The organism is Nocardiopsis akebiae, from assembly GCF_018316795.1.
Taxonomy (GTDB): domain Bacteria; phylum Actinomycetota; class Actinomycetes; order Streptosporangiales; family Streptosporangiaceae; genus Nocardiopsis; species Nocardiopsis dassonvillei.
This window is the reverse complement of the sequence record NZ_CP074132.1, coordinates 369,515-389,274: the sequence shown is the minus strand read 5'-3', so window position 1 is coordinate 389,274 and position 19,760 is coordinate 369,515. Positions and strand designations below refer to the sequence as shown.

The following is a 19,760-nucleotide window of genomic DNA, read 5'->3' as shown; positions in this document are numbered from 1 at the left end:
GATGGCCTCCCTTTGTCCGCTCCAGTTCCGGCCCGCCACCGACATATGATGCGCACCCTGCCGAGATTTATGGCCATATCGGGTTTTTGTGACGTACGCGTTATGAGACTCATCCATATATGAGTGCTCTGATCTCTTATGCGCAACTTGATGTTGCTGTTTCTGGTGTTGCTGATGGTGCTTCTGAGTGCGCGTTAAAAGGGCGCGCTCCGAGGTTGTCCACAGAAGCAGGAGGCGCCTTCCGGCGCGGCGGCGGCCCTGTTTTCATGAAGGGGAGGGAGCGAGAACCGCTGACCCGACGATCCGAACGGAGGCCCCGTGACCGGTACCGAGGCGGCGCCCGCCCCCCGCACGTCCGCCGCCGCCGGCCCGCGTCCGCGCGTGCCCGGACCCGGCACACCGGACGCCCGGGGCCCCTGGCGCTACCTGTGGTGGCTCATCGCCTCCCAGCCGTGGCGGGTCCTGGCCGGAGCCTTCTGGGGAACGGTCTGGATGGTCGGCCTCATGGTGATGCCCTACCTCGTCTCCCGCGCCGTCGACGACGGGCTGCGGTCCGGGGACCGGGGTGCGCTGCTGCTGTGGGCGGGCGCCCTGGCGGGCACGGGGGTGCTCAACGCGGCCGTGTCGATCATGCGGCACCGCACCATGACGCTCGTGCGGATGGACGCCTCGCTCCGGACCATGCGCGTGACGGCCAGACACGCGGCCCGGCTGGGCGCGGCGCTGCCCCGGCGGCTCTCCTCCGGGGAGCTGTCCGCCCTACAGGTGCTGGACGCGGGCCGGATCGCGCACACGCTCACCATGACCGGGCCGGGGGTCGGCTCGGTGATCGCCTACGCCTCGGTCGCCGTCCTGCTGCTGACCGTTTCACCCCTGCTGGCGGCGGTCGTGCTGGTCGGCGTACCGCTGCTCGCCCTGACCCTGGGACCGCTGCTGCGCAGTCTGCGCGGCGGACAGAGCGGCTACCGCGAGCAGGAGGGGCTCCTGACCACCCTGGCGGGCGACATCGTCGCCGGGCTGCGCGTGCTGTCCGGAATCGGCGGCCGGGAGCGGTTCGCCGCCCGCTACCGGAAGCGCTCGGCCTCACTGCTGCGCCGGGGGTACCGGCTCGGCGCGACCAACAGCTGGTTCGAGGCGGTCAGCTCCTGCCTGCCGGTGGTCTTCCTGGCGGCGGTCACCTGGATCGCCGCCCGGCTCGCGGTGGCCGGGGAGATCACCGTGGGCGAGGTGGTCGCCGTGTACGGCTACGTGGCCGTGCTCGTCATGCCGGTGTTCTTACTGATCGAGGCGGCCGGCGCCCTCACCCACGGCCACGTGTCGCTGGAGCGCGTGGTGAAGCTGCTGCGGTCCGGGCCCGATCTGTCGGAGGGCGGCGGCGCGGCTCCCCCGGCGGGCCCCGCCGAACTGGTGGACCCCGAGAGCGGAACGCGGGTGCCGCCGGGGTCGATGACCGCCCTGGTCTCGCTCAGGCCCGGGGACGCGGCGCTGGTCGTGGACCGGCTGGGCCGCTACACCGACTCCGACGCCCTCTGGGGCGGAGTGCCGCTGCGCGACGTGGCCGTGGAACGGGTGCGCGACCGCGTCCTGGTCGGCGACAACGAGTCGTACCTGTTCGCGGGTCCGCTGCGCGAGGTGGTCGCGGTGCACGGCGGCCGGACTGACGAGCAGGTCATGGAGGCGCTGCGGACGGCCGGAGCGCTGGACGTGGTCTCGTCCCTGCCCGACGGGCTGGACTCGGCGGTGGAGGAGCGGGGCCGCAACCTGTCCGGCGGGCAGCGCCAGCGGGTGCGGCTGGCCCGCGCGGTCCTGGCCGAACCGGAGGTGCTGATGCTGGTCGAGCCCACCTCTGCGGTGGACGCGCACACCGAGGCGCTGATCGCGGCCCGGCTGCGCGAGGCACGGGAAGGGCTCACCACCGTGGTCGCGGGCACCTCGCCGCTGCTGCTGGCGCGGGCGGACCGGGTGGTGCTGCTGGACGAGGGGCGGGCCGTGGCGGTGGGCACGCACGGGGAGCTGGTGGCCACGCGGCCGGACTACCGGAAGCTGGTCCTGCGCGGAGCGGACGAGGGGAGCCGGTCGTGAGCACGGAGACGGGGAAGGGCACGAAGAACGACGGAAGCGCGGAAGCGGGGAAGAGCGCGAAGACCGGCGGGAGCGCGGGAAACGGGGAGGGAACCGGGGCCGTCGCAGGCGCAAAGGCCGAGGCGGGAACGGGAACCGGGCGGGTCGGCGGCGGGCACGGGACGCACGCCGGGGAGGAGGAACGGCTGCCGGTGGCGGAGCCCGCCGAGGCGCGCCGGGACGCCTGGCGACTGGTGTCGGCCGACCGCGCCGGGCTGACCGCGACGCTCGCGCTGACCTGTCTGGCCAGCGCGGCCGGGCTGGCCGGACCCTACCTGCTGGGCCGGATCATCGACCTCCTGGAGGCCGGGCGGGCCACCGTCGCGGCGGTCGACGGGCTGGCCGCCGCCGTCCTGGCCTGCGCGCTGGCGCAGCTGGTGCTGACCCGGTACGCACGGCTGGGCGCGTTCCGCTTCGGGGAGCGGGCACTGGCGCGGCTGCGCGAGGAGTTCGTGGACCGGGCCCTGGCCCTGCCCGCCCGCGTGGTGGAGCGGTCGGGCACCGGGGACCTCACCAACCGGGCGTCCGGCGACATGGGGGTGATCGCGACGACCCTGCGCGGAGCCGTCCCCGACGTGTTCCCCGCCCTGGTGCAGATCCTCTTCCTGTTGGCCGCGGTGTTCTGGCTGAGCCCGTCCATGGGCGTGCTGGTCCTTGTGGTCGTGCCCCCGCTCTGGTGGGCGCTGCGCTGGTACCTGAGCCGGTCGCGCGCCGCCTACCTGGCGGAGGGGGCGGCCGCCTCGACGGCGCTGGCCGGGGTGACCGCAACCGCCGAGGGCGGACGCACCGTGGAGGCGCTGGGGCTGCGCCGGGAGCGGGTGGCCCGTACCGACCGCGACACCCTGGAGCTGTACGGGGCGCGGCGGCGGACCCTGCGCCTGAGATCGGTGCTGTTCCCCGTCGCCGACGTCGCGTTCTCCCTGCCCGCCGTGGTGGTGCTGCTGGGTGGCGGCCTGCTCCACCTGGAGGGCGGGGTGAGCCTGGGTGTGGTGGTGGCCTGCTGCCTCTACATGCGCCAGATGGAGGAACCCGCCACCGGGATCATGTACTGGGTGGAGCAGTTGCAGCGGGGAGGGGCGTCGTTCGCGCGGGTGCGCGGCGTGGGCCGGGTGGCGGCTCCGGTGGGCGCCGCCCCGACACCCGCCGACGATCGGATCGAGGTCCGCGGCGCCCGCTACGCCTACGCGGCGGGTACGGACGTCCTGCGCGGGATCGACCTGACGGTGCGGCCCGGCGAGCGGCTGGCGGTCGTGGGCCCCTCGGGAGCGGGCAAGACCACGCTGGGGCGGCTGCTGGCCGGGGTGGACGCGCCGGACTCGGGGAGCGTGCTGGTGGGCGGGGTGCCCGTGGCCGACCTGGGCCCGGAGGAGCTGCGCCGCCGCATCGTCCTGGTCGACCAGGAGCACCACGTGTTCGCGGGGACGCTGCGCGAGAACCTGGCCCTGGCCTCGGAGGAGGCCGACGACTCCGACCTGCTGGCCGCGCTGGAGGCGGTGGACGCGGACTGGCCGCGGGAGCTGCCGGAAGGACTGGACACCCCGCTGGGCGCGGGCGGTACGGCGCTGGACGCCGCGGCGGCACAGCAGCTGGCCCTGGCCCGGGTGGTGTTGGCCGACCCGCACACGGTGGTGCTCGATGAGGCCACCTCGCTGCTGGACCCCACCGCCGCCCGGGCGGCGGAGCGCTCCCTCGCGGCGGTGCTGGAGGGCAGGACGGTGATCGCGATCGCGCACCGGCTGCACACCGCGCACGACGCCGACCGGGTGGCGGTAGTGGAGGACGGCCGGATCACCGAACTGGGCGGCCACGACGAACTGGTGGACGCGGGCGGCGCCTACGCGGCCTTGTGGAGATCCTGGCACGGCACCGCTTGACCCCCCGGACGATGCGGCCCTTCGCGGTCAGTCGCTGGGACCGTCCCCGCGTGCGCGGGGAGCACTCCTCGTCGTTGAAGCTGGGAAGCATGCCTCCGGGACCATCCCCGCGTGCGCGGGGAGCACCGCCTCCCGCCGTTGGGCTCTGGGGGGTGGTTGGGACCATCCCCGCGTGCGCGGGGAGCACCCACCATGGCCGGACTGCCCGCCGCCGCTATCGGGACCATCCCCGCGTGCGCGGGGAGCACGTAACTGACCTCGGAACTTACCAGCGGCAAGCGGCCGAATTTCCAACTTCCCGAGAAACAGACATTTCACCCACAAAGCCAGGTCCGGACCGACCCATGGTTTCACGCGCAGGACCAGCACACTCGCCCTACTGATCAGGACCGCGACCAGCTAGACACCCGCGCAACGCACCCCGACCGAAGGACGCGTCCGGACTGTCACCGACCTGCGGCACCATGGAGGCGACCACCGCCGCCAGCCCCGAGGAGCCGCCATGTCCGACCAGCGCTGCGCCTGGGCCCGGGGGTCGTCCGAGCTGATGCGGGCCTACCACGACCACGAGTGGGGCAGGCCCTCCCGCGACGACGCGCACCTGTTCGAGATGCTCGTCCTGGAGGGCGCGCAGGCCGGGCTGTCCTGGTCCACCGTGCTCAACAAACGGGAGAACTACCGGCGGGCCCTGGAGGGCTTCGACCGGGACCGGATCGCGGAGTACGGCCAGGAGGACACCGACCGGCTCCTCCAGGACTCCGGGATCATCCGCAACCGGCTCAAGGTGGCCTCGCTCCCCCGCAACGCCCGGGCCTTCGGGGACGTGCGAGAGGAGTACGGCACCTTCGCGGCGTACCTGTGGGGCTGGGTGGACGGAACGCCCGTGGTCAACCGCTTCACCGAACCCTCCGAGGTCCCGGTGAGCACCCCGCTTTCGGACCGGGTCAGCAAGGACCTGAAGAAGCGCGGCTTCACCTTCGTGGGCACCACCATCGTCTACTCCTACCTTCAGGCCGTGGGCGTGGTCGACGACCACCTGGTCGACTGCCCGGCCAAGCCCGCCTGACCACCGCCGACCGATCCGACCGCGCCCGACCGCGCCCGACCGCGGCTGGGCGCCGGCCCGGTGGCGGGGCGCCGCCGCCCCGCCGCCTTCCCCGATCAGTCGGCCCCGGACACCTCCACCGGGGCGCGCCTGCGGAGCCGTCCGAGGTCCTTCCGCATGCCCTGGCCCCGTCCCGAACCGCGCCCCCTCGGAGCCCCGGGCCACCCTTGCGCGCTATTTTCGTACACCGTACTGTACGGCTTACGGAAACCAGGACCCCCCACTGGACGGATGGAGAGCCATGACCTTCCTCGTCGCCGGAGCCACCGGCAACGTCGGCCGCCACGTCGTCGGACAGCTGCTCGGCGCCGGGCACCCCGTACGCGCGCTGACCCGCGCCCCCGGCCGGGCACGCCTGCCCGAGGGCGCGCAGGTGGTCGGCGGCGACCTCACCGACCCGGACGGCCTCGCCCCGCACCTCGAAGGGGTCACGGGGCTGCACCTGATCACCTTCGGCGGGGACGACTACAGCCCCCTCACCTCGGCGCCGCGCCTGGTCGAACTCGCCGCGAAGGCGGGCGTGCGCCGGGTGTCGGTGCTGTGCGACTTCTACCCGGGTCCGGTGGAGGAGGCCCTGGCCGCGAGCGACCTGGCCTGGACCCTGCTCCACCCGGTCGAGTTCATGGCCAACACCCTGGACTGGGCCGGCTCCGTCCGCGCGGAGGGCGTGGTCCGCGAGGCGCGCACCGCGCCCAGCGCCCTGGTCCACGAGGCCGACATCGCCTCCGTGGCGGTCACCGCCCTCACTGAGGACGGCCACGGAGGCCGCGCCTACCCCCTCACCGGCCCCGAGGCGCTGACCCCGGCGGAGCGGGTGGCCGCGCTCTCGCGCGGGATCGGCCGCGAGGTCGGGCTGGTCCGCCTCACCCTGGCGGAGGAGGCCGAGCGGCTGCGCGCCCTGGGCCACGACGAGGAGTACGTGGCCTTCGGCCTCCAACTGGTCACCGACCCGCCCGAGGTCGGCGCCAGGGTCCAGGACACCGTCGGGAAGGTGACGGGCAGGCCCGCGCGCACCTTCGCCGAGTGGGTCGGGGAGAACGCGGACGCCTTCCGCCCGCGGGCCTGACCCTCGGCCCGCCGCGTCCGGCCGGGACCGCTCCCCCGGCCGGACGGGTCCCGGCCCCGCGAACCTCCCGGCGCCCCGGCCTCCCCGCGACGCCGCGCAGCGGGGGGCGTGCGCCCTTGGAACACGCCCTAGACTGGCCGGACACCGGACCGAGAGCAGGACGGCCGATGCCCACGCAGTACACCAAGAGCGGCGACCCCGCGCGCAGTCTCGCCCTGCTGTGGCGGACACAGGAGCCCGTCAGCCGCCGCAACAAACCGGACCTGAGCGTGGACCGGATCGTGGCCGTGGCCTCGGAGATGGCCGACACCGACGGGCTCGCCGCGCTGTCCATGCGCAAGGTCGCCGAACGCCTGGGCGTGGGGACCATGTCCCTGTACACCTACGTGCCCGGCAAGGGCGAGCTGGTCGACCTCATGCTCGACGCCGCCTACGCCGACATGTACGCGGACGGCGAGCGCCCCGAGCACTGGCGCGAACGGCTGAGCGCGGTGGCGTACGCGAACTGGCGGCTGCTCCTGCGCCACCCCTGGATGCTCCAGACCCCGCGGGGCCGCCTCCTGGGTCCCCACCTCATCGCCAAGTACGAGTACGAACTGTCCGCCGTGGACGGCCTGGGCCTGTCCGACGTCGAGATGGACTCCACGGTCAGCCTGGTCAACAGCTACGCGGAGGGCGCCGCCAGCCAGGCCGCGGCGGTCAGTGAGACCGAACGGGCCACGGGGATGACGGACGGCCAGTGGTGGAGCACCCACGGCCCGCTGCTCGCGGCGTTCACACGGGACAGCGACTACCCGCTCGCCTCGCGGGTGGGCAGCACGGTGGGCAGGGAGCACAGGACGGTCTACTCGTCCGACCACGAGTTCGCGTTCGGCCTCGAACGCGTCCTGGACGGCGTCCGGGTCCTGGTGGAGTCGCGCTCGCCCCGGGGCGCGGAGGAGTCCTGAGGAGCGGAGCACCCGGGGTCAGGGGGTCGCGCGGCGGCCCTCCACCGGCACCGCGCGTCTCTTCGGCCGACCCGTCCGCCTCCGGCGGCGGACGCCGACTCCGCCTAGATCACCGCGTCCCCGCCCCGGACGGGGACGAGCCCGCTCCGGAAGGCCCAGACCACCAGCTGGACGCGGTTGCGCAGTCCCCGTTTGGCCAGGACGCTGGACACGTGTGACTTGATGGTCGTCTCGGACAGGCCGAGGACCCCGGCGATCTCGGCGTTGCTGGCGCCGGTGGCGACCAGCGCGACCACGTCCTTCTCGCGGTCGGTGAACTGCTCCTTCCAGCACGAGTCCGGGTCGTCCGCCCCGACGCACACCGCCGCCTCGTAGCGCACGAACTCCTCCACGACCGTGCCGACCACGGCCGGATCGAGCACGGTGTGCCCCTCCCGGAGCGAGCGCACGGCGTCGGTGATGACGGACATGTCGCTTCCGGTGAGGATGTAGCCGCAGGCGCCGGCCCGCAGGCAGCTCACGAGGTTGTCCCTGTCGTTGGGCACCGCCAGGGCGAGGACGCGAACGCGGGGTTCGTCCAGCTCCGAGAGCTCGCGGACCACCTCGTTCCCCCTCTCCCCCAGCGCCGCCATGTCGACGACGGCCACGTCGGGACGGAGCTGCCGTGCCCTGGCCACCGCCACTCGCAGGTCGCCGGTCGTTCCGACCACCTTGATGTCTTCCGTCGCTCCGAAGGCCGTACACAGTCCCAGCCTCACTACGTCCTGGTCACCGATAATCAGTACGCGGGTAATCAGTTGACCTGTCCCCTTTTCGTGCGAAACCTCCCGGGTGCGGGGGCGGGGGAACCCGGGGTTGTCCATTGGAAAGAAGCCAGCCGTCCTTAAATCCCCGATACCTTACGGACAAACCCTTCGCCCTTGGCCGCATGTGGCCAGCGGAGAATAAAACCGAAAAAACCGGTCACCGACCGTGTTCGCGGAGCACAGAGGTCCGAGCATCGCGCCGGGATCCTCATTTCCCTCCCCGTGGGCGATCGCGCCCGGGCAGGACGCGCCGTACCCGGAGGCTTCGATCCGCAACCATTTCCTTTTCCATAGGATATCGCCGTGGGTATCGGACGGGGAATTCCCCTCTTTTTGGAATCCCGTCCCTAAAGGACGGTTCCTCATCCGCCCCAGGCGACGGGAAGGGAGTGCACCCCGTAGACCGCGGAGGTGTCGCGCATACGAACGCTGTGCGGCGGGACGGCCAGGCGCAGGTCGGGTATCCGCCGGAACAGCGCGCCGTACCCCAGCCGCAGTTCCGTCCGGGCCAGCTGGTGGCCCAGGCAGTGGTGGGCGCCCAGGCCGAAGGCCAGGTGCATGGGGCGCTCCCGCCCCGGGTCGAGCACGTCGGGACCGGGGAAGGCCCGCGGGTCGCGGTTGGCGGCGGCCAGGGATACCACGACCGCCTCCCCCGCCCGGACGCGCTCCCCGCGCACCTCCAGGTCCTCGCGGGCCACCCGCATCGCCCCGAACTGCATGATCGTCAGATAGCGCAGCAGCTCGTCCACCAGCCGCGTCATCGGCTCCGGGTCGGTAGCGGTGAGCGCCCCGCGCCACGGTCCGGGGTGGGTGAGCAGGGCGAACGCGCCCAGGGCGAGCATGCTCGCCGTCGTCTCGTGCCCGGCGACCAGCAGCAGGAAGGCCATCGCCGCGACTTCCCCGTCCGTCAGGTCCGGGGCGTCCAGCAGCCCGCTGAGCAGGTCCTCCCCCGGTTCGCGGCGCTTGCGGCGCACCAGATCGGCCAGGAAGGCGTTGAGGTCGGCGAGCGCCGCCGAGACCCGCTCCCGGGGCTGTCCCACGTCGAAGGCGACCGCCGTGTCGCGCTGGAACCGCTCGCGCTCCCCGTAGGGCACGCCGAGCAGCTCGCAGATGACCAGTGACGGCACGGGCAGGGCGTAGTCGGCCACCAGGTCGGCGGGCGCGCCCGCCGAGAGCATGCGCTCCACGTGCTCCTCGGCGATCTCCCCGATGCGCGACTCCAGCAGGAGCATCCGCCGCCGGGTGAACTGCCCGGCCAGGTGCCTGCGGTAGCGGGTGTGCTCGGGCGCGTCCATCCGCACGAAGAAGCCGGGCGCCGCGGGAGGCGCGGGATCCTGCCCCGGCGGTGGGACGCGGATGTCCTGCCGCGCGCTGAAGCGCTGGTCCACCAGGACGTCGCAGGCCAGCTCGTAGTCGGTCACGAGCCACCCCTCCGTCCCGTCGGGCAGGGCCAGCCGGGTGATCGGCGACCTCTCGCGCAGTTCGGCGAAGCGCGGAGGCGGGTCCAGGGCGTGCTCACGCGCGGTGGGCAGGCTCACAGGGCACGCCGACGGTGTCGGGGTGTCGGCCATGGACGTGCTCCTCTCGTCGCGGGGGCCCGCGCTCACGGGCGCGCGGACGCCCCGGCGTGGGCGGCGGCCATCGCGGTGACCAGGGTCGTGTGGTAGCAGGTGCGGAAGACGTAGGCGGTGGCCCGCTCCCCCGTGCGCCCGGCCAGGACCCCGGCGTCGAAGGGCGGACCGGGCAGGGAGCCGTCGGGGCGCTGGGCCCCGGCCAGCCGCTCCCAGGCCCGCCGTTCCAGCGCGGGGGGAGCCCCTCCGGCGATCCGCGCGCACAGGAGCAGTTCGGCGGCCAGGTCCAGGTGGCCCTCGTCCAGGTAGGCGCGCAGCAGGCCGTCGAGCACGCGCCCCGTGCGCGCGGCGTCCCCCGGCAGCGGCCGGGCCCCGAAGTCGGTGGCGTACAGGACGGCGTGCGTGACCCCGTAGGCGTCGTACTCGCCGGTGCCGCCCGCGTGCTCGGCCAGGCAGGCCTCGTAGAGCGGCGCGGCGCCGGGCAGGTCCGCGGGGGCGGCGAGCCCGGCCAGGTCGAGGATGTGGCGCAGTTCCAGGGCCAGGACCGGCGAGGCGCCCGCGCCGGGGGGCCGCGGGGGCCGCCGCTCGGCCGAGGCGCGCGCGTCGGCGATGGGCCCGTCCGCCGGACGGCCCAGGTCGGCCAGCAGCGCCGCCGTCCACAGCCGGTAGGGCGGGTTCTCGCCCTCCCCGCCGGGGGCGGTCGCGGAGACCGCGTCGCGGGCCAGCTCAGCGGCGGCGCGCTCCAGTTCCGCGGCTCCGGGCGGGGCCGGGTCCGCCCGGCGCAGGAGGCGGCAGAGCATGAGCAGCTCCATGACGGTGGAACCGGCGAAGTCACGCGGCGGGAAGTGGTCGTCCCAGCGCGGCCCGAACCACTCGGCGTGGTCCGTGAGCCAGGCCAGGGCCGCGTCCAGGACGCCGGAGGCGGTGCTCGCGTCCGTCCGGGCCGTCGTGCCCGTCCCCCCGGTGGCGGCCATCGGTCCTCCCCGTCGTGCGCCGGGCGGGTCCCGGCGGTCTCCTCTTCCCTGCCGACGCTCCCGACACTAGGTCGGCCCCGCGCACGGCGCCTCGGTCCGGAGGAGGAAATACGCGCCCCTCCCGCGGACCGGCCGGGGCCGTCCGGGCGGCGGAGCCTCCTACCTGGGGAGGAGGATGCGCGAGAATGTCCGGGAATCGCGCCGCGAAGGGCGTCGTGAAGCGGTGTGGGTCCCCGGGTCACGGGTAGGTTGAAGCCCGCGTTCACGGAGAGCGACCATCGAGCGACACTGGAGTGGGGACGGTATGGGAGACATCGACCTGGCGCTGATCGGGGACCTGTACCGCAGGTACCGGGACCCCCTGGCGAAGGTGCGGGACGCGCAGCGCGAGTTCCTCCGGCGCACGCGCGGGCGGATGACGCCGCAGCTGGACGACCTGGAGGCGGAGATCACCTACCTGCTGCTGCGCGAGACGCGGCCGGACACGGTGATGGAGCTGGGGACCTTCCACGGCTGGTCCACCACGTGGATCCTGTCCGCGCTGCGCGACAACGGCGGGGGGACGCTGCACTCCTTCGACATCGTGGACAACGTGGTGGCGAACGTGCCCTCCGAGCTGTCCCTGGGTCGGTGGGAGTTCCACAAGGGCGACGTCCGCGAGAACATGTCCCAGGTCCCCGAGGGGATCGGGTACCTGTTCGTGGACGCCGCGCACAACGGGCGGTTCGCCAGGTGGTACCTGGAGGCGCTGTTCCCGCGCGTGGCCCCGGGGACGCCGGTCAGCGTCCACGACGTCTTCCACGGCAAGCGGGCCCTGCCCTTCACCGAGGGCGCCGTGGTGCTGTCGTGGCTGCGCGAGAACGGCACGGACTTCTTCACCCCCTCCCGCAAGAAGGCCCCCGCGCCCTACACCGCCCTCCTGGAGCTGCGGGAGGACCTGGGGCTGGGCGAGCCGGTGCGCACCAGCACCGACAACCCGATGATCTACTTCCGGATGCCGCGGCACCGGGGCGTCCGGAACGGGGACTGAGGCACCCGCGCCGGGCCGGGCCCCGGGCCGTGCGCACGGAGGCCCGGGGTGGCGGGGCGCCCGCGCCGGTCGGGGCCGCCCGGTCTCAGACCGGCACCGGCCCCGCCCCGCTGCTGCGCCACAGGCGGGCGTAGGCGCCCCCCGACGCCGACAGCTCCGCGTGCGTGCCCGTCTCGACCACCCGGCCGCCGTCGAGCACCGCGATCCGGTCCGCGCGGGCGGCCGTCGCCAGGCTGTGGGTGACCACGAAGGTCGTCCTCCCCCGGGACAGGCGGTCCATCGCCGTCAGCACGGCGCGCTCGGTGCCCGGGTCCAGCCCCGCGGAGGGCTCGTCCAGCAGCAGCACGTCGGGGTCCACCAGCTGCGCCCGCGCCAGCGCGACGAGCTGGCGCTGTCCGGTGGACAGGCCGCGCCCGCGCTCGCCGACAGGGTGGCGCATCCCCCGTGGCAGGGCCGCCACGGCGTCCAGGGCGCCGACGGCGCGCACGGCCTCCTCCACCTCGCGGTCGCCGGCACCGGGGCGTCCGTAGCGCACGTTGTCGGCGACGGTCCCGGTGAACAGGTGGGGCTCCTGGGGGACCACCCCGAGTCTGCGACGGTGCTCGGCCGGGTCGAGGTCGCGCACGTCCGTCCCGTCCACCAGGACCGCTCCCCGGTCGGGGTCGTGGAAGCGGGCGATGAGCCTGACCACGGTGGACTTCCCGGCGCCGGTCCCGCCGACCAGCGCCACGGTCTCGCCCGGGTCGGCGGACAGGGTGACGTCGGCCAGGGCGGGCCCGCCCGCGCCGGGGTAGGTGAAGCCGACCCCCTCCAGGCGCACCCGGCCGCCGCCCCGCCGGACCGGTGCGGGGACCGCGCGCCGGGAGGTCGCGGCGGTGGGCGGCGTGCGCAGCAGTCCGCCGATGCGGTCCACTCCCACGCGCGCCTGCTGGTAGCTGTCGAAGACCACCGACAGCTGCTGGAACGGGGCGTAGAACATCCCCAGGTAGAGCAGGAACGCGGTCAGGACGCCCACCGACAGGGTGCCCTCCGCCACCCGGTACGCGCCCGCCCCGAGGACGGCGGCGGTGGACACGTCCCCGAGCAGGGTGACGAACGGGAAGTACAGGGCGATGTGGCGCTGGGCGGTCAGCCGGGTCCTGCGGTAGCGGTCGGACAGGGCGGCGAAGCGCGCGCTCGCGCCGTCCTCGGCCCCGGCAGCCTGGGACTCGCGCGCCCCCGCCACCTGTTCCTGGAGGTCGGCGTTGACCTCCCCGATCCGTTCCCGGGACAGGTGGTAGGCCAGCGACACGCAGCGGCGGAAGTACAGGGTCGCGGCGAGCAGCACCGGCAGGACCGCCAGGGCGACCAGGGCCAGGCCCGGGTCCAGAACCAGCATCGCCGCGACCATCCCCAGCACGGTGGCGCCGTTGACCACGACGATGGTCAGCCCGCTCTCCACGAACGTGGACAGCGCGGTGACGTCGGTGGTCATGCGGGTCATGGTCCCGCCGCCTCGCTCGCGCTCGTGGAAGTCCACGCCGAGCCGGTGCAGGTGCCGGAAGACCCGCAGGCGCAGGGCGTACAGGGCGCTCTCCCCGGTCCGCGTGACCACGCGGGGCTGGAGTGCCAGGACCCACCAGTTGACCGCCACCAGGGCCAGGGCCGCCGCGCCCGCGGCCGCGACCGCGCCCGCGTCGCCGGGGGCGACGCCCCGGTCCAGCCCCCAGCGCAGTACCACGGGCAGGGCGGTGGTGGCCAGGGCGTCGGCCAGGACCAGCAGGACGGCGAGCGCCAGCAGTGCCCGGACGGGGGACAGCACCCGGCGGACGCCGAAGCGCGCTCCGGGCTCCTCCGGCGGCGTGCGGTCCAGGCGCCCGGCGGGGCGGTCGTCGGCGGCGGGCAGCGCCGCCTCTTCGGGGTCGGCCGCCTCCGGCACGGGTTCGGGCCACAGGGGGGAGCCGCCGCTTTCGGGGGCCGGAGCCGGTTCCTCGACGCCGTCCCCGTCCCCGGCGCGCAGCCGCGCGAAGAGCGGACAGCGCCGGGTCAGTTCCGCCTCGGTGCCCACGTCCACCACCCGGCCGCCGTCGAGCACCGCGATCCGGTCGGCGAGGGCGAGGGTGGACCTGCGGTGGGCCACGAGCAGGACGGTGCGGTCGGCGGTGACGTCGGCGAGCGTGGCGACCATGGCGGCCTCGGTGGCGGCGTCCACGGCCGAGGTGGCGTCGTCCAGCACCAGGACGCGGGGGTCGCCCATGAGCGTGCGGGCCAGGGCCACGCGTTGGCGCTGGCCGCCGGACAGGGTCAGGCCGCGCTCCCCCACGGGGGTGTCGTAGCCGTCGGGGAGCGCGCTGACGAAGCCGTCGGCCCCGGCGGCGCGGGCCGCCGCGCGGACCTGCTCTCGGGTGGCGTGCGGGCGTCCGTACGCGATGTTGTCGGCGACGGAGCCGGAGAACAGGAACGGTTCCTCGAAGGCCACGCCGACCGCGGCGCGCAGCGAGCGCAGTCGCAGCGAGCGCACGTCCACCGCGCCGCCGGGAGGGCCGATCCGAACGGCGCCGCCGGTGGTGTCGTAGAAGCGGGGCAGCAGCAGCGAGACGGTGGACTTGCCCGACCCGGCGGGACCGACCAGCGCCAGGGTCTCGCCCGGGCGCACGCGCAGGGAGAGCCCGTCGAGCACGGTGGAGTCGCGGGTGTAGCCGAAGCGCACTCCGTCCAGCTCCACGCCGACCGGGCCCTCGGGCACGTCGGCGGCGTCGGGCGCGTCGGTGACGTCGGGGCGGGAGTCGGCGAGGTCGAACACGCGCAGGGCCGCGGGCCGCACGAGCTGGGCGCTCATGACCAGGTTGGACAGGGACGCCGACGGCGCGGTGAGGGTGACCATGTACCCCGAGAAGGCGACGAGGGCGCCCAGGGACACCTCGCCGCGGGCGACCAGCCACGCGCCCGCCACCAGCACCGCGGCCTGGCCGAGGTAGGGCAGCACGCCGAGGGTGGCGCTGGGGGCCGCCTGCATGCGGGCCACCCGCATGCGCTCGCCGAACAGGCGGGCGGCGAGGTCGGCCAGGCGCCGGGTCTCGCGCTCCTCCTGGCCGAAGGCCTTGACGACGCGGACGCCGGTCACGGTCTCCTCGACGTGCTGGGCGATCTCGGCGGCACGGCGCTGCACGGCCATGGTCGCGGGCGGCATGCGGCGGCTGACCCGCGCCGTCACCACGACGAAGGAGGCCACGACGGCCGCGGCCACGACGGTGAGCACGGGGGAGAGCCACAGCATCGCGGAGAAGGCGAACACGATGAGCACAAAGCCGCCCAGGGCCTGGGGCGCGGTGGCCAACAGCCCCTGGACCAGTTGCAGGTCGGTGTTGGCGCGCGACATCACCTGGCCCGTGCGCAGGGTGTCCTGTTTGCCGCCGTCGAGCCGCTGGACCGAGTCGAACACGGCCGTGCGCAGGTCGTGCTGGACGCCCAGGGCGAGCTTGCCGGACAGGAACTGGCGGGCGAACGCCCCGGCGAACTGGAGGGCGGCGGCTCCCAGCAGGGCGAGGGCGAGCACGCCGATCCGGTCCGTGCGTCCCTGGACCGCGTCGTCCACGGCGATCTGGGCGGCCAGCGGCGCCAGCGCGGTCAGCCCGGTCCCCAGGACGGCCGACGCGGCCACCCCCGCGGCCAGCGCCGGGTGGCGGCGGCAGGCGGACAGCAGCCGCCGGACCCAGTGGCGGCCCCGGTCGGCGGGCGCTTCGGTCGGCGGGGAGCCGGGCATCAGACCTCCGGTGTGACGGGGCGCGCCAGGACGAGCTGCTCCCACGCGGGCCGCGCCCCGGTGGCCGCGTACAGCAGTGCCAGGGCCACGCCCGCGTCCCCTTCGAGGAAGGAGGCGTCGCGGATCATCCCGGCGGGGTTGAAGTAGGTCAGCGGGCCCTCGGCGCGCCGCTCGGCGAGCCAGCCCGTCCAGCGCCGGACGCACTCCAGCCCCTCGGGAAGGCCGTGGTCGTCGTGGGCGCGGCGGCCGAACCAGACCAGTCCGGCGGCGCCGTGGCACACGCACCCGTCCGTGATCCCGCAGTCCCGCTCGGGCCGGGTGGCGACCGCCAGGGCGGTGGCGCGCGCCAGGTCCGCGTCGCGCGGGTCCCCGGTGACCCCGGCGGCCGCGGTCAGGGCCAGGGCGATGCCGGGGTCCCCCGAGCACCAGGTGGCGCGGGCGGGCGTGTAGCGCGTCTCGACGCGGTGCGGGAAGACGGCGTGGGAGAAGTCGCCGCGCTGGGCGCGCAGCCAGCGCACGGCGTCGTCGAGCAGCGGGCGTGCGCGCGGGGCGGCGGCCGTCCCGGCGGCCGAGGCGAGGTAGGACACCAGTCCGGCGGTGCCGTGGGCGGCGCCGAGCACCCGGCAGCCCGCGGACTGGTCGGCACGGCGCGCCGGTGAGTCGCCCAGGCGCAGGAACAGGCCGTCGCCGTCGCGTTCGGCGCGCTCCTCGACCACGTCCAGGACGCCGGAGGTGGCCTTGTCGCGGAACCCGGCGTCGGGGTGGGCCAGGGCGTAGACGCCCAGGCCCAGTACGCCCATGGGCAGGTCGACCTCGCCCTCGGCGGGGTAGTCGGCGATCCACCGCAGGACGGCGTCGTCCACGGCGCCCAGTCCGGACGGCTCGGTGCCGCGCTCCCGGGCGAGCCGGAGCGCGGTCCACCCGGCCTGGGCGGCGCCACGGTAGAGCCAGGGGCCGGTGCCGCCGCCGGAGCGCAGCAGGCCCATAGCCCCGTGGAAGGCGTCCTCCGCGCGGTGGTCCTCGCCGAGGGCGCGGGCGAACTCCATCCGGGCCACGGCCTGGTCCAGCAGCAGCGGGAACGTGGGGTTCTCGCGCACATGGGCGTCCGTGTCGGCCAGGAACCGCCGCGCCAGGTCCAGCGTGTCAGCGTCGTTCATCGCTTCTTGCCCTCCAGTGCGTGCAGGCGGCGCAGGTGGCGCCGGGCGAGTTCGTGCGCCAGGTACTCCATGCGCACCGCGTCGAAGGCGAAGGTCCGGTTCAGGTGCAGGTGCAGCGCCGACCCGAGCACCGACCACCGGCCGCGGGTCCCGGTCCCGGGCGCCAGGGCGGCGGCCAGCGCGCCCAGGGCCTTGGCCACGTCCTCGTCGGGGCGGACCTCCTCCACGTGGGCGCGCAGGGCGGACTCGTGCGCGCGGGCGAACTTGCCGAGGCGGTTGCCCTCGCGGGTGGGGGCCACGTCCAGGCCGCCCTGGCAGGCGCGCAGGAACTCGTCGCGCTCGTCGAAGGCGGTGAACAGCTCGGTGCACCAGTGGGTGACGTCGGCGACCGCCCGGTAGAGGCGGGCGGACTCGTCGGCCAGGTCCGGCAGGGCTGCGGCGACGCGGTCGCTGGAGGCGGTGAACAGCCCCTCGGCCGCCCGCAGGCCCTCGGTGCCGCCGTAGCGCGCCACCTCGGGCACGTACTCGTCCAGGACGACCCTGCTGACCAGCCCCTCGGCGGCCAGCCGGGCCCCGAGGGCGTCCACGGCGGTGAGCACGCCGGGCCGTGCGGCGGGTTCGGCCGGGCGGACGCGCACCCGCACGTGGTAGCCGTCCCCGTCCTGGTAGCGGAGGAAGAACCACTGGTCGGCCTCCCCGGCGGCGCGCAGGTCCGTGGAGAGCCGGTGGGCGCGCGACACAACCTGGTCGGCGGTGGCGTGCCCGCAGTACAGGCGCGCGTAGACCCAGGCCCGGCCGTGGCCGCGGTCGAGGAGGGCCGTGCCCGCGCCGGGGCCGGGCGGCTCGCGCAGGACGGGTCCGGTGGGCACGACCACCTCGGCGACGTGGCCCCCGCCGGGGCCGCGCACGGCGGGCGCCTCGGCCTGGGGCATCTCCACGAAGGCGGTGTCGCGGTCTCCGGCGCGCGCCAGGGCCGCGCGCACCGAGGCGTCCTCGCGCAGGTCCACGGGGAGCACGTGGTCGTACTCGCCGGTGCCCACCCAGGTGCGCCCGCCCAGGCCGGGCAGGCGGTCGCGCAGCGCGGCGGCCGGGGAGGGCGCGGACAGGACCGCGGCGACGTCCCCGGGGCGCAGCAGCCAGCGCTCGGGGGTGACCACGACCCGGCCGCAGGTGACGCGCGGCAGGTGGGGCAGACGGGCCAGCGGGCCCCATGACCAGCCCGCTCCCCCGGACGTGGCCAGGTGGCCCAGCACCGCGTAGACCGGGTCCAGCCCGTGGAAGTCGACGTTGTGGGCGGTGTTGAGCTCCACGAGGACGGGTCGGCCGGTGCGGGAGTCGCGCAGCCGGAATCCGTCCGGGCACAGGCGCAGGAGCAGCCGGTCCAGGTGCAGGGTGCCCGCGTGGGCGCCGGTCAGGGCGATGGTCTCGTCCAGCACGCGGGGGCGCACCAGGACGTTGCCGATGCGTCCGCCCGGGTGGTAGACGAGTTCGGCGTGGAGGGGCTCCTCCGCCGCGTCCCCGGCGCGGTACCGCTCGCGGGCGAGGTCCACCTGCTCCCGGACGCGGTCGGCCACGGCGGGGCGGTGGAGGCCGAACCGGGCCGCCAGGGCGTGGGGGGCGCGGCCGACCCCGCCGACGAGCATGCTGTGCGGCCCGTCGTGGGAGGCCGGGTCGGCGTCGCCGAGCAGGACGGCCAGCAGCGCGCGGGAGCCGTCGGTGCCGGCCTCGGGCAGGTGGGCGATGTCCACGGAGCCGCCGTCGAGGTGGCCGCCGTCGGCGGTCCAGCGTCCGAGCAGGTCGAGCAGCTCGGGTTTGACGGTGGGCTCGGCGGGGCGGGAACCGGTGCGCAGACCCGCCCTGGCGGCGAGTTCGGAGGCGCCGCGCCGGGCGGGCCGGAGCACGCCCGACTCCAGGTCCAGCGCGCTCAGCAGCGGTACCTCGGCGTCCTCGAAGCGCTGGGCGAAGGCGGCGCGGAAGGAGGCCATGTCGAAGCCGGGGCCGCCGCCGGGTGAGGAGAGCGCGGCGAGGCGGCGCACGGCGGAGCGCAGGTCGGCGACGGTGCGCCGGTCCAGGCTGGCGGCGCGCATGGCGAGTTCGGGGTGCAGGTCGAAGCGTTCGGCGTACTTGGTCCGGGCCAGGGCGGGCGCGTGGTCGGCGGCGCGGTCCCAGGCGGTGTCGAGCCGGTCGCGCAGCCCGGGCTCGAAGGCGCGCTCCCCGGCGGCGTCGGCCAGCAGGACGCGCACGGCGGCGGCCCGGTCGCGGTCGCCGACGGCGTCCAGGAGGCGCACGGCCCGGTCGGCGGGCTCGTCGCCGGGGGCGATCAGGCCGTCGGAGGGCTGGAGCAGGCCCCTGTCCCGCAGGCCGCGCACGAAGGCGCGCAGGCGGTCGGGCTCCACGCCGGGCAGCCGCTCGGCGAGCACGTCGGCGAGGTCGGCGGCGCTCGTCTCGGCGCCGCCGAGGACCTCCAGGGCGGTGTCGATGGCCTCGGTGCGCCGCACGCTCACCACGGCCGCGGTCGCGTCGCCCGGAGCGGCGAAGCGCACGGCGGAGGGGCCGACTCGGGCCAGGGGGTTGAGCCGCAGGGGGACGCGGTCGGGGTCGGCGTCGGCGAGGGCGTCGGCGACCATCTCCTCCAGGGCGCGCACGTCCACGCGCACCCGCACTCGGTGCCGCTCGCGCCGGTCGGCCTCCAGGTCGCGGAGGCCCCCGACCGTCAGCGGCGCGGTTCCGGCGAACAGTCCGTAGGGGGTGGCGCGCCCGCCCATGCGCGCGAGGTAGCGCAGCAGGGTGGCGCGGGCGCGCTCCCCGGACGCGGACGCGGTGCGCAGGTGGGGGTCCGCGGCCAGGTCGACGGCCATGGCGGCGACGGGGTCGTGGACGTCTCCCGCGGCGACCATGCGGGCGGACTCCTCGACGCTGAGCAGGGGTACGCGGACCAGGCCGAAGTCCGATCCGCTCACCGGGCACCGCTCCCCGTGGCGGCGGCCTCGGCGGGAAGGGGCCCGTCGGCGGGCGCCGGGTGGCCGGTGGGTGTGGTGGCGGCCCCGCCGGAAGGGCCGCGGCCCCGGCGGGGGAGGCCGCGCGGCGGCGCACGGCGGCGAAGACCTCCTCCACGGCGCGCAGGTGGTCCTCGGGGTCGCTGGACAGCTCGGTGACGACCGCCTCGTCGGCGCCGGTGATGTCCAGGACGCGGTGCACGGCTTCGGCGCACTGGTCGGCCGTGCCCGCGCAGTTGACCCGCACGCCCTGGCGCAGGCTGTCGGCGCGCGCCGTGGCGGGGTCGTCGTTGGCGACCAGGGCCAGGGCCACGGCCGTGCGCCCGCCGGGGCGGGCCGCGCGGTAGGCCCTGAGCGTGCTGACGCAGGCG

The 19,760-nt window shown here is 75.4% G+C and carries 12 protein-coding genes; 6 read left to right on the top strand and 6 right to left on the bottom strand.

Annotated elements, in window-relative coordinates:
• Positions 1-318: 318 nt before the first annotated feature.
• The 5 genes from KGD83_RS01735 (at position 319) to KGD83_RS01715 (ending at position 7,113) form a co-directional block, all read left to right on the top strand.
• The gene (locus tag KGD83_RS01735; protein ID WP_212642214.1) at positions 319-2,082 is read left to right on the top strand and encodes an ABC transporter ATP-binding protein; all 1,764 of its coding nucleotides are present in this window, start codon (positions 319-321) and stop codon (positions 2,080-2,082) included.
• Positions 2,083-2,267: 185 nt separating this feature from the next.
• Complete coding sequence (locus tag KGD83_RS01730; protein ID WP_212644226.1) at positions 2,268-3,995, top strand: ABC transporter ATP-binding protein; 1,728 nt, start codon at positions 2,268-2,270, stop codon at positions 3,993-3,995.
• A 502-nt stretch (positions 3,996-4,497) separates the two neighbouring features.
• On the top strand, positions 4,498-5,061 hold the full coding sequence (locus KGD83_RS01725) for a DNA-3-methyladenine glycosylase I (RefSeq protein WP_212642213.1): 564 nt from the start codon (positions 4,498-4,500) through the stop codon (positions 5,059-5,061).
• A gap of 280 nt (positions 5,062-5,341) precedes the next feature.
• Positions 5,342-6,166: an NAD(P)H-binding protein gene (locus KGD83_RS01720; protein ID WP_212642212.1), complete on the top strand. Its 825-nt coding sequence runs from the start codon at positions 5,342-5,344 to the stop codon at positions 6,164-6,166.
• Between the two features lie 167 nt (positions 6,167-6,333).
• On the top strand, positions 6,334-7,113 hold the full coding sequence (locus tag KGD83_RS01715) for a TetR/AcrR family transcriptional regulator (RefSeq protein ID WP_212642211.1): 780 nt from the start codon (positions 6,334-6,336) through the stop codon (positions 7,111-7,113).
• A 104-nt stretch (positions 7,114-7,217) separates the two neighbouring features.
• On the opposite strand, the gene KGD83_RS01710 is transcribed toward KGD83_RS01715, so the two are convergent.
• From KGD83_RS01710 to KGD83_RS01700, 3 genes are all read right to left on the bottom strand, one after another.
• Complete coding sequence (locus KGD83_RS01710; RefSeq protein ID WP_256448858.1) at positions 7,218-7,889, bottom strand: LuxR C-terminal-related transcriptional regulator; 672 nt, start codon at positions 7,887-7,889, stop codon at positions 7,218-7,220.
• Between the two features lie 392 nt (positions 7,890-8,281).
• Positions 8,282-9,490, bottom strand: coding sequence for a cytochrome P450 (locus KGD83_RS01705; protein WP_212642210.1), 1,209 nt, complete (start codon positions 9,488-9,490; stop codon positions 8,282-8,284).
• A gap of 32 nt (positions 9,491-9,522) precedes the next feature.
• Positions 9,523-10,464 carry a DUF6895 family protein gene (locus KGD83_RS01700; RefSeq protein WP_212642209.1) on the bottom strand — a complete coding sequence of 314 codons (942 nt, stop codon included), beginning with the start codon at positions 10,462-10,464 and terminating at the stop codon, positions 9,523-9,525.
• A gap of 304 nt (positions 10,465-10,768) precedes the next feature.
• Here KGD83_RS01700 and KGD83_RS01695 point away from each other — a divergent pair, with 304 nt between their 5' ends.
• Positions 10,769-11,494 carry a class I SAM-dependent methyltransferase gene (locus KGD83_RS01695; protein WP_212642208.1) on the top strand — a complete coding sequence of 242 codons (726 nt, stop codon included), beginning with the start codon at positions 10,769-10,771 and terminating at the stop codon, positions 11,492-11,494.
• An 85-nt stretch (positions 11,495-11,579) separates the two neighbouring features.
• Here the strand turns inward: KGD83_RS01695 and KGD83_RS01690 are convergent, their stop codons facing one another.
• From KGD83_RS01690 to KGD83_RS01680, 3 genes are read right to left on the bottom strand one after another with little or no spacing between them, the layout of a single operon-like run.
• Positions 11,580-15,236, bottom strand: a complete 3,657-nt coding sequence (locus KGD83_RS01690; protein WP_212642207.1) for an ABC transporter ATP-binding protein — start codon at positions 15,234-15,236, stop codon at positions 11,580-11,582.
• On the bottom strand, positions 15,236-16,393 hold the full coding sequence (locus KGD83_RS01685) for a lanthionine synthetase C family protein (protein WP_212642206.1): 1,158 nt from the start codon (positions 16,391-16,393) through the stop codon (positions 15,236-15,238). Before KGD83_RS01685 ends, KGD83_RS01690 begins: the two co-directional genes overlap by 1 nt.
• Complete coding sequence (locus KGD83_RS01680) at positions 16,390-19,353, bottom strand: lantibiotic dehydratase (RefSeq protein ID WP_212642205.1); 2,964 nt, start codon at positions 19,351-19,353, stop codon at positions 16,390-16,392. The genes KGD83_RS01685 and KGD83_RS01680 overlap by 4 nt, the downstream gene beginning before the upstream one ends.
• Positions 19,354-19,760 lie beyond the last annotated feature (407 nt).

Coding starts and splice junctions, on each gene's coding strand:
- KGD83_RS01725 (WP_212642213.1), top strand. CDS start 4,498: ATGTCCGACCAGCGCTGCGCCTGGGCCCGGGGGTCGTCCGAGCTGATG.
- KGD83_RS01720 (WP_212642212.1), top strand. CDS start 5,342: ATGACCTTCCTCGTCGCCGGAGCCACCGGCAACGTCGGCCGCCACGTC.
- KGD83_RS01715 (WP_212642211.1), top strand. CDS start 6,334: ATGCCCACGCAGTACACCAAGAGCGGCGACCCCGCGCGCAGTCTCGCC.
- KGD83_RS01705 (WP_212642210.1), bottom strand. CDS start 9,490: ATGGCCGACACCCCGACACCGTCGGCGTGCCCTGTGAGCCTGCCCACC.
- KGD83_RS01700 (WP_212642209.1), bottom strand. CDS start 10,464: ATGGCCGCCACCGGGGGGACGGGCACGACGGCCCGGACGGACGCGAGC.
- KGD83_RS01695 (WP_212642208.1), top strand. CDS start 10,769: ATGGGAGACATCGACCTGGCGCTGATCGGGGACCTGTACCGCAGGTAC.
- KGD83_RS01690 (WP_212642207.1), bottom strand. CDS start 15,236: ATGCCCGGCTCCCCGCCGACCGAAGCGCCCGCCGACCGGGGCCGCCAC.
- KGD83_RS01685 (WP_212642206.1), bottom strand. CDS start 16,393: ATGAACGACGCTGACACGCTGGACCTGGCGCGGCGGTTCCTGGCCGAC.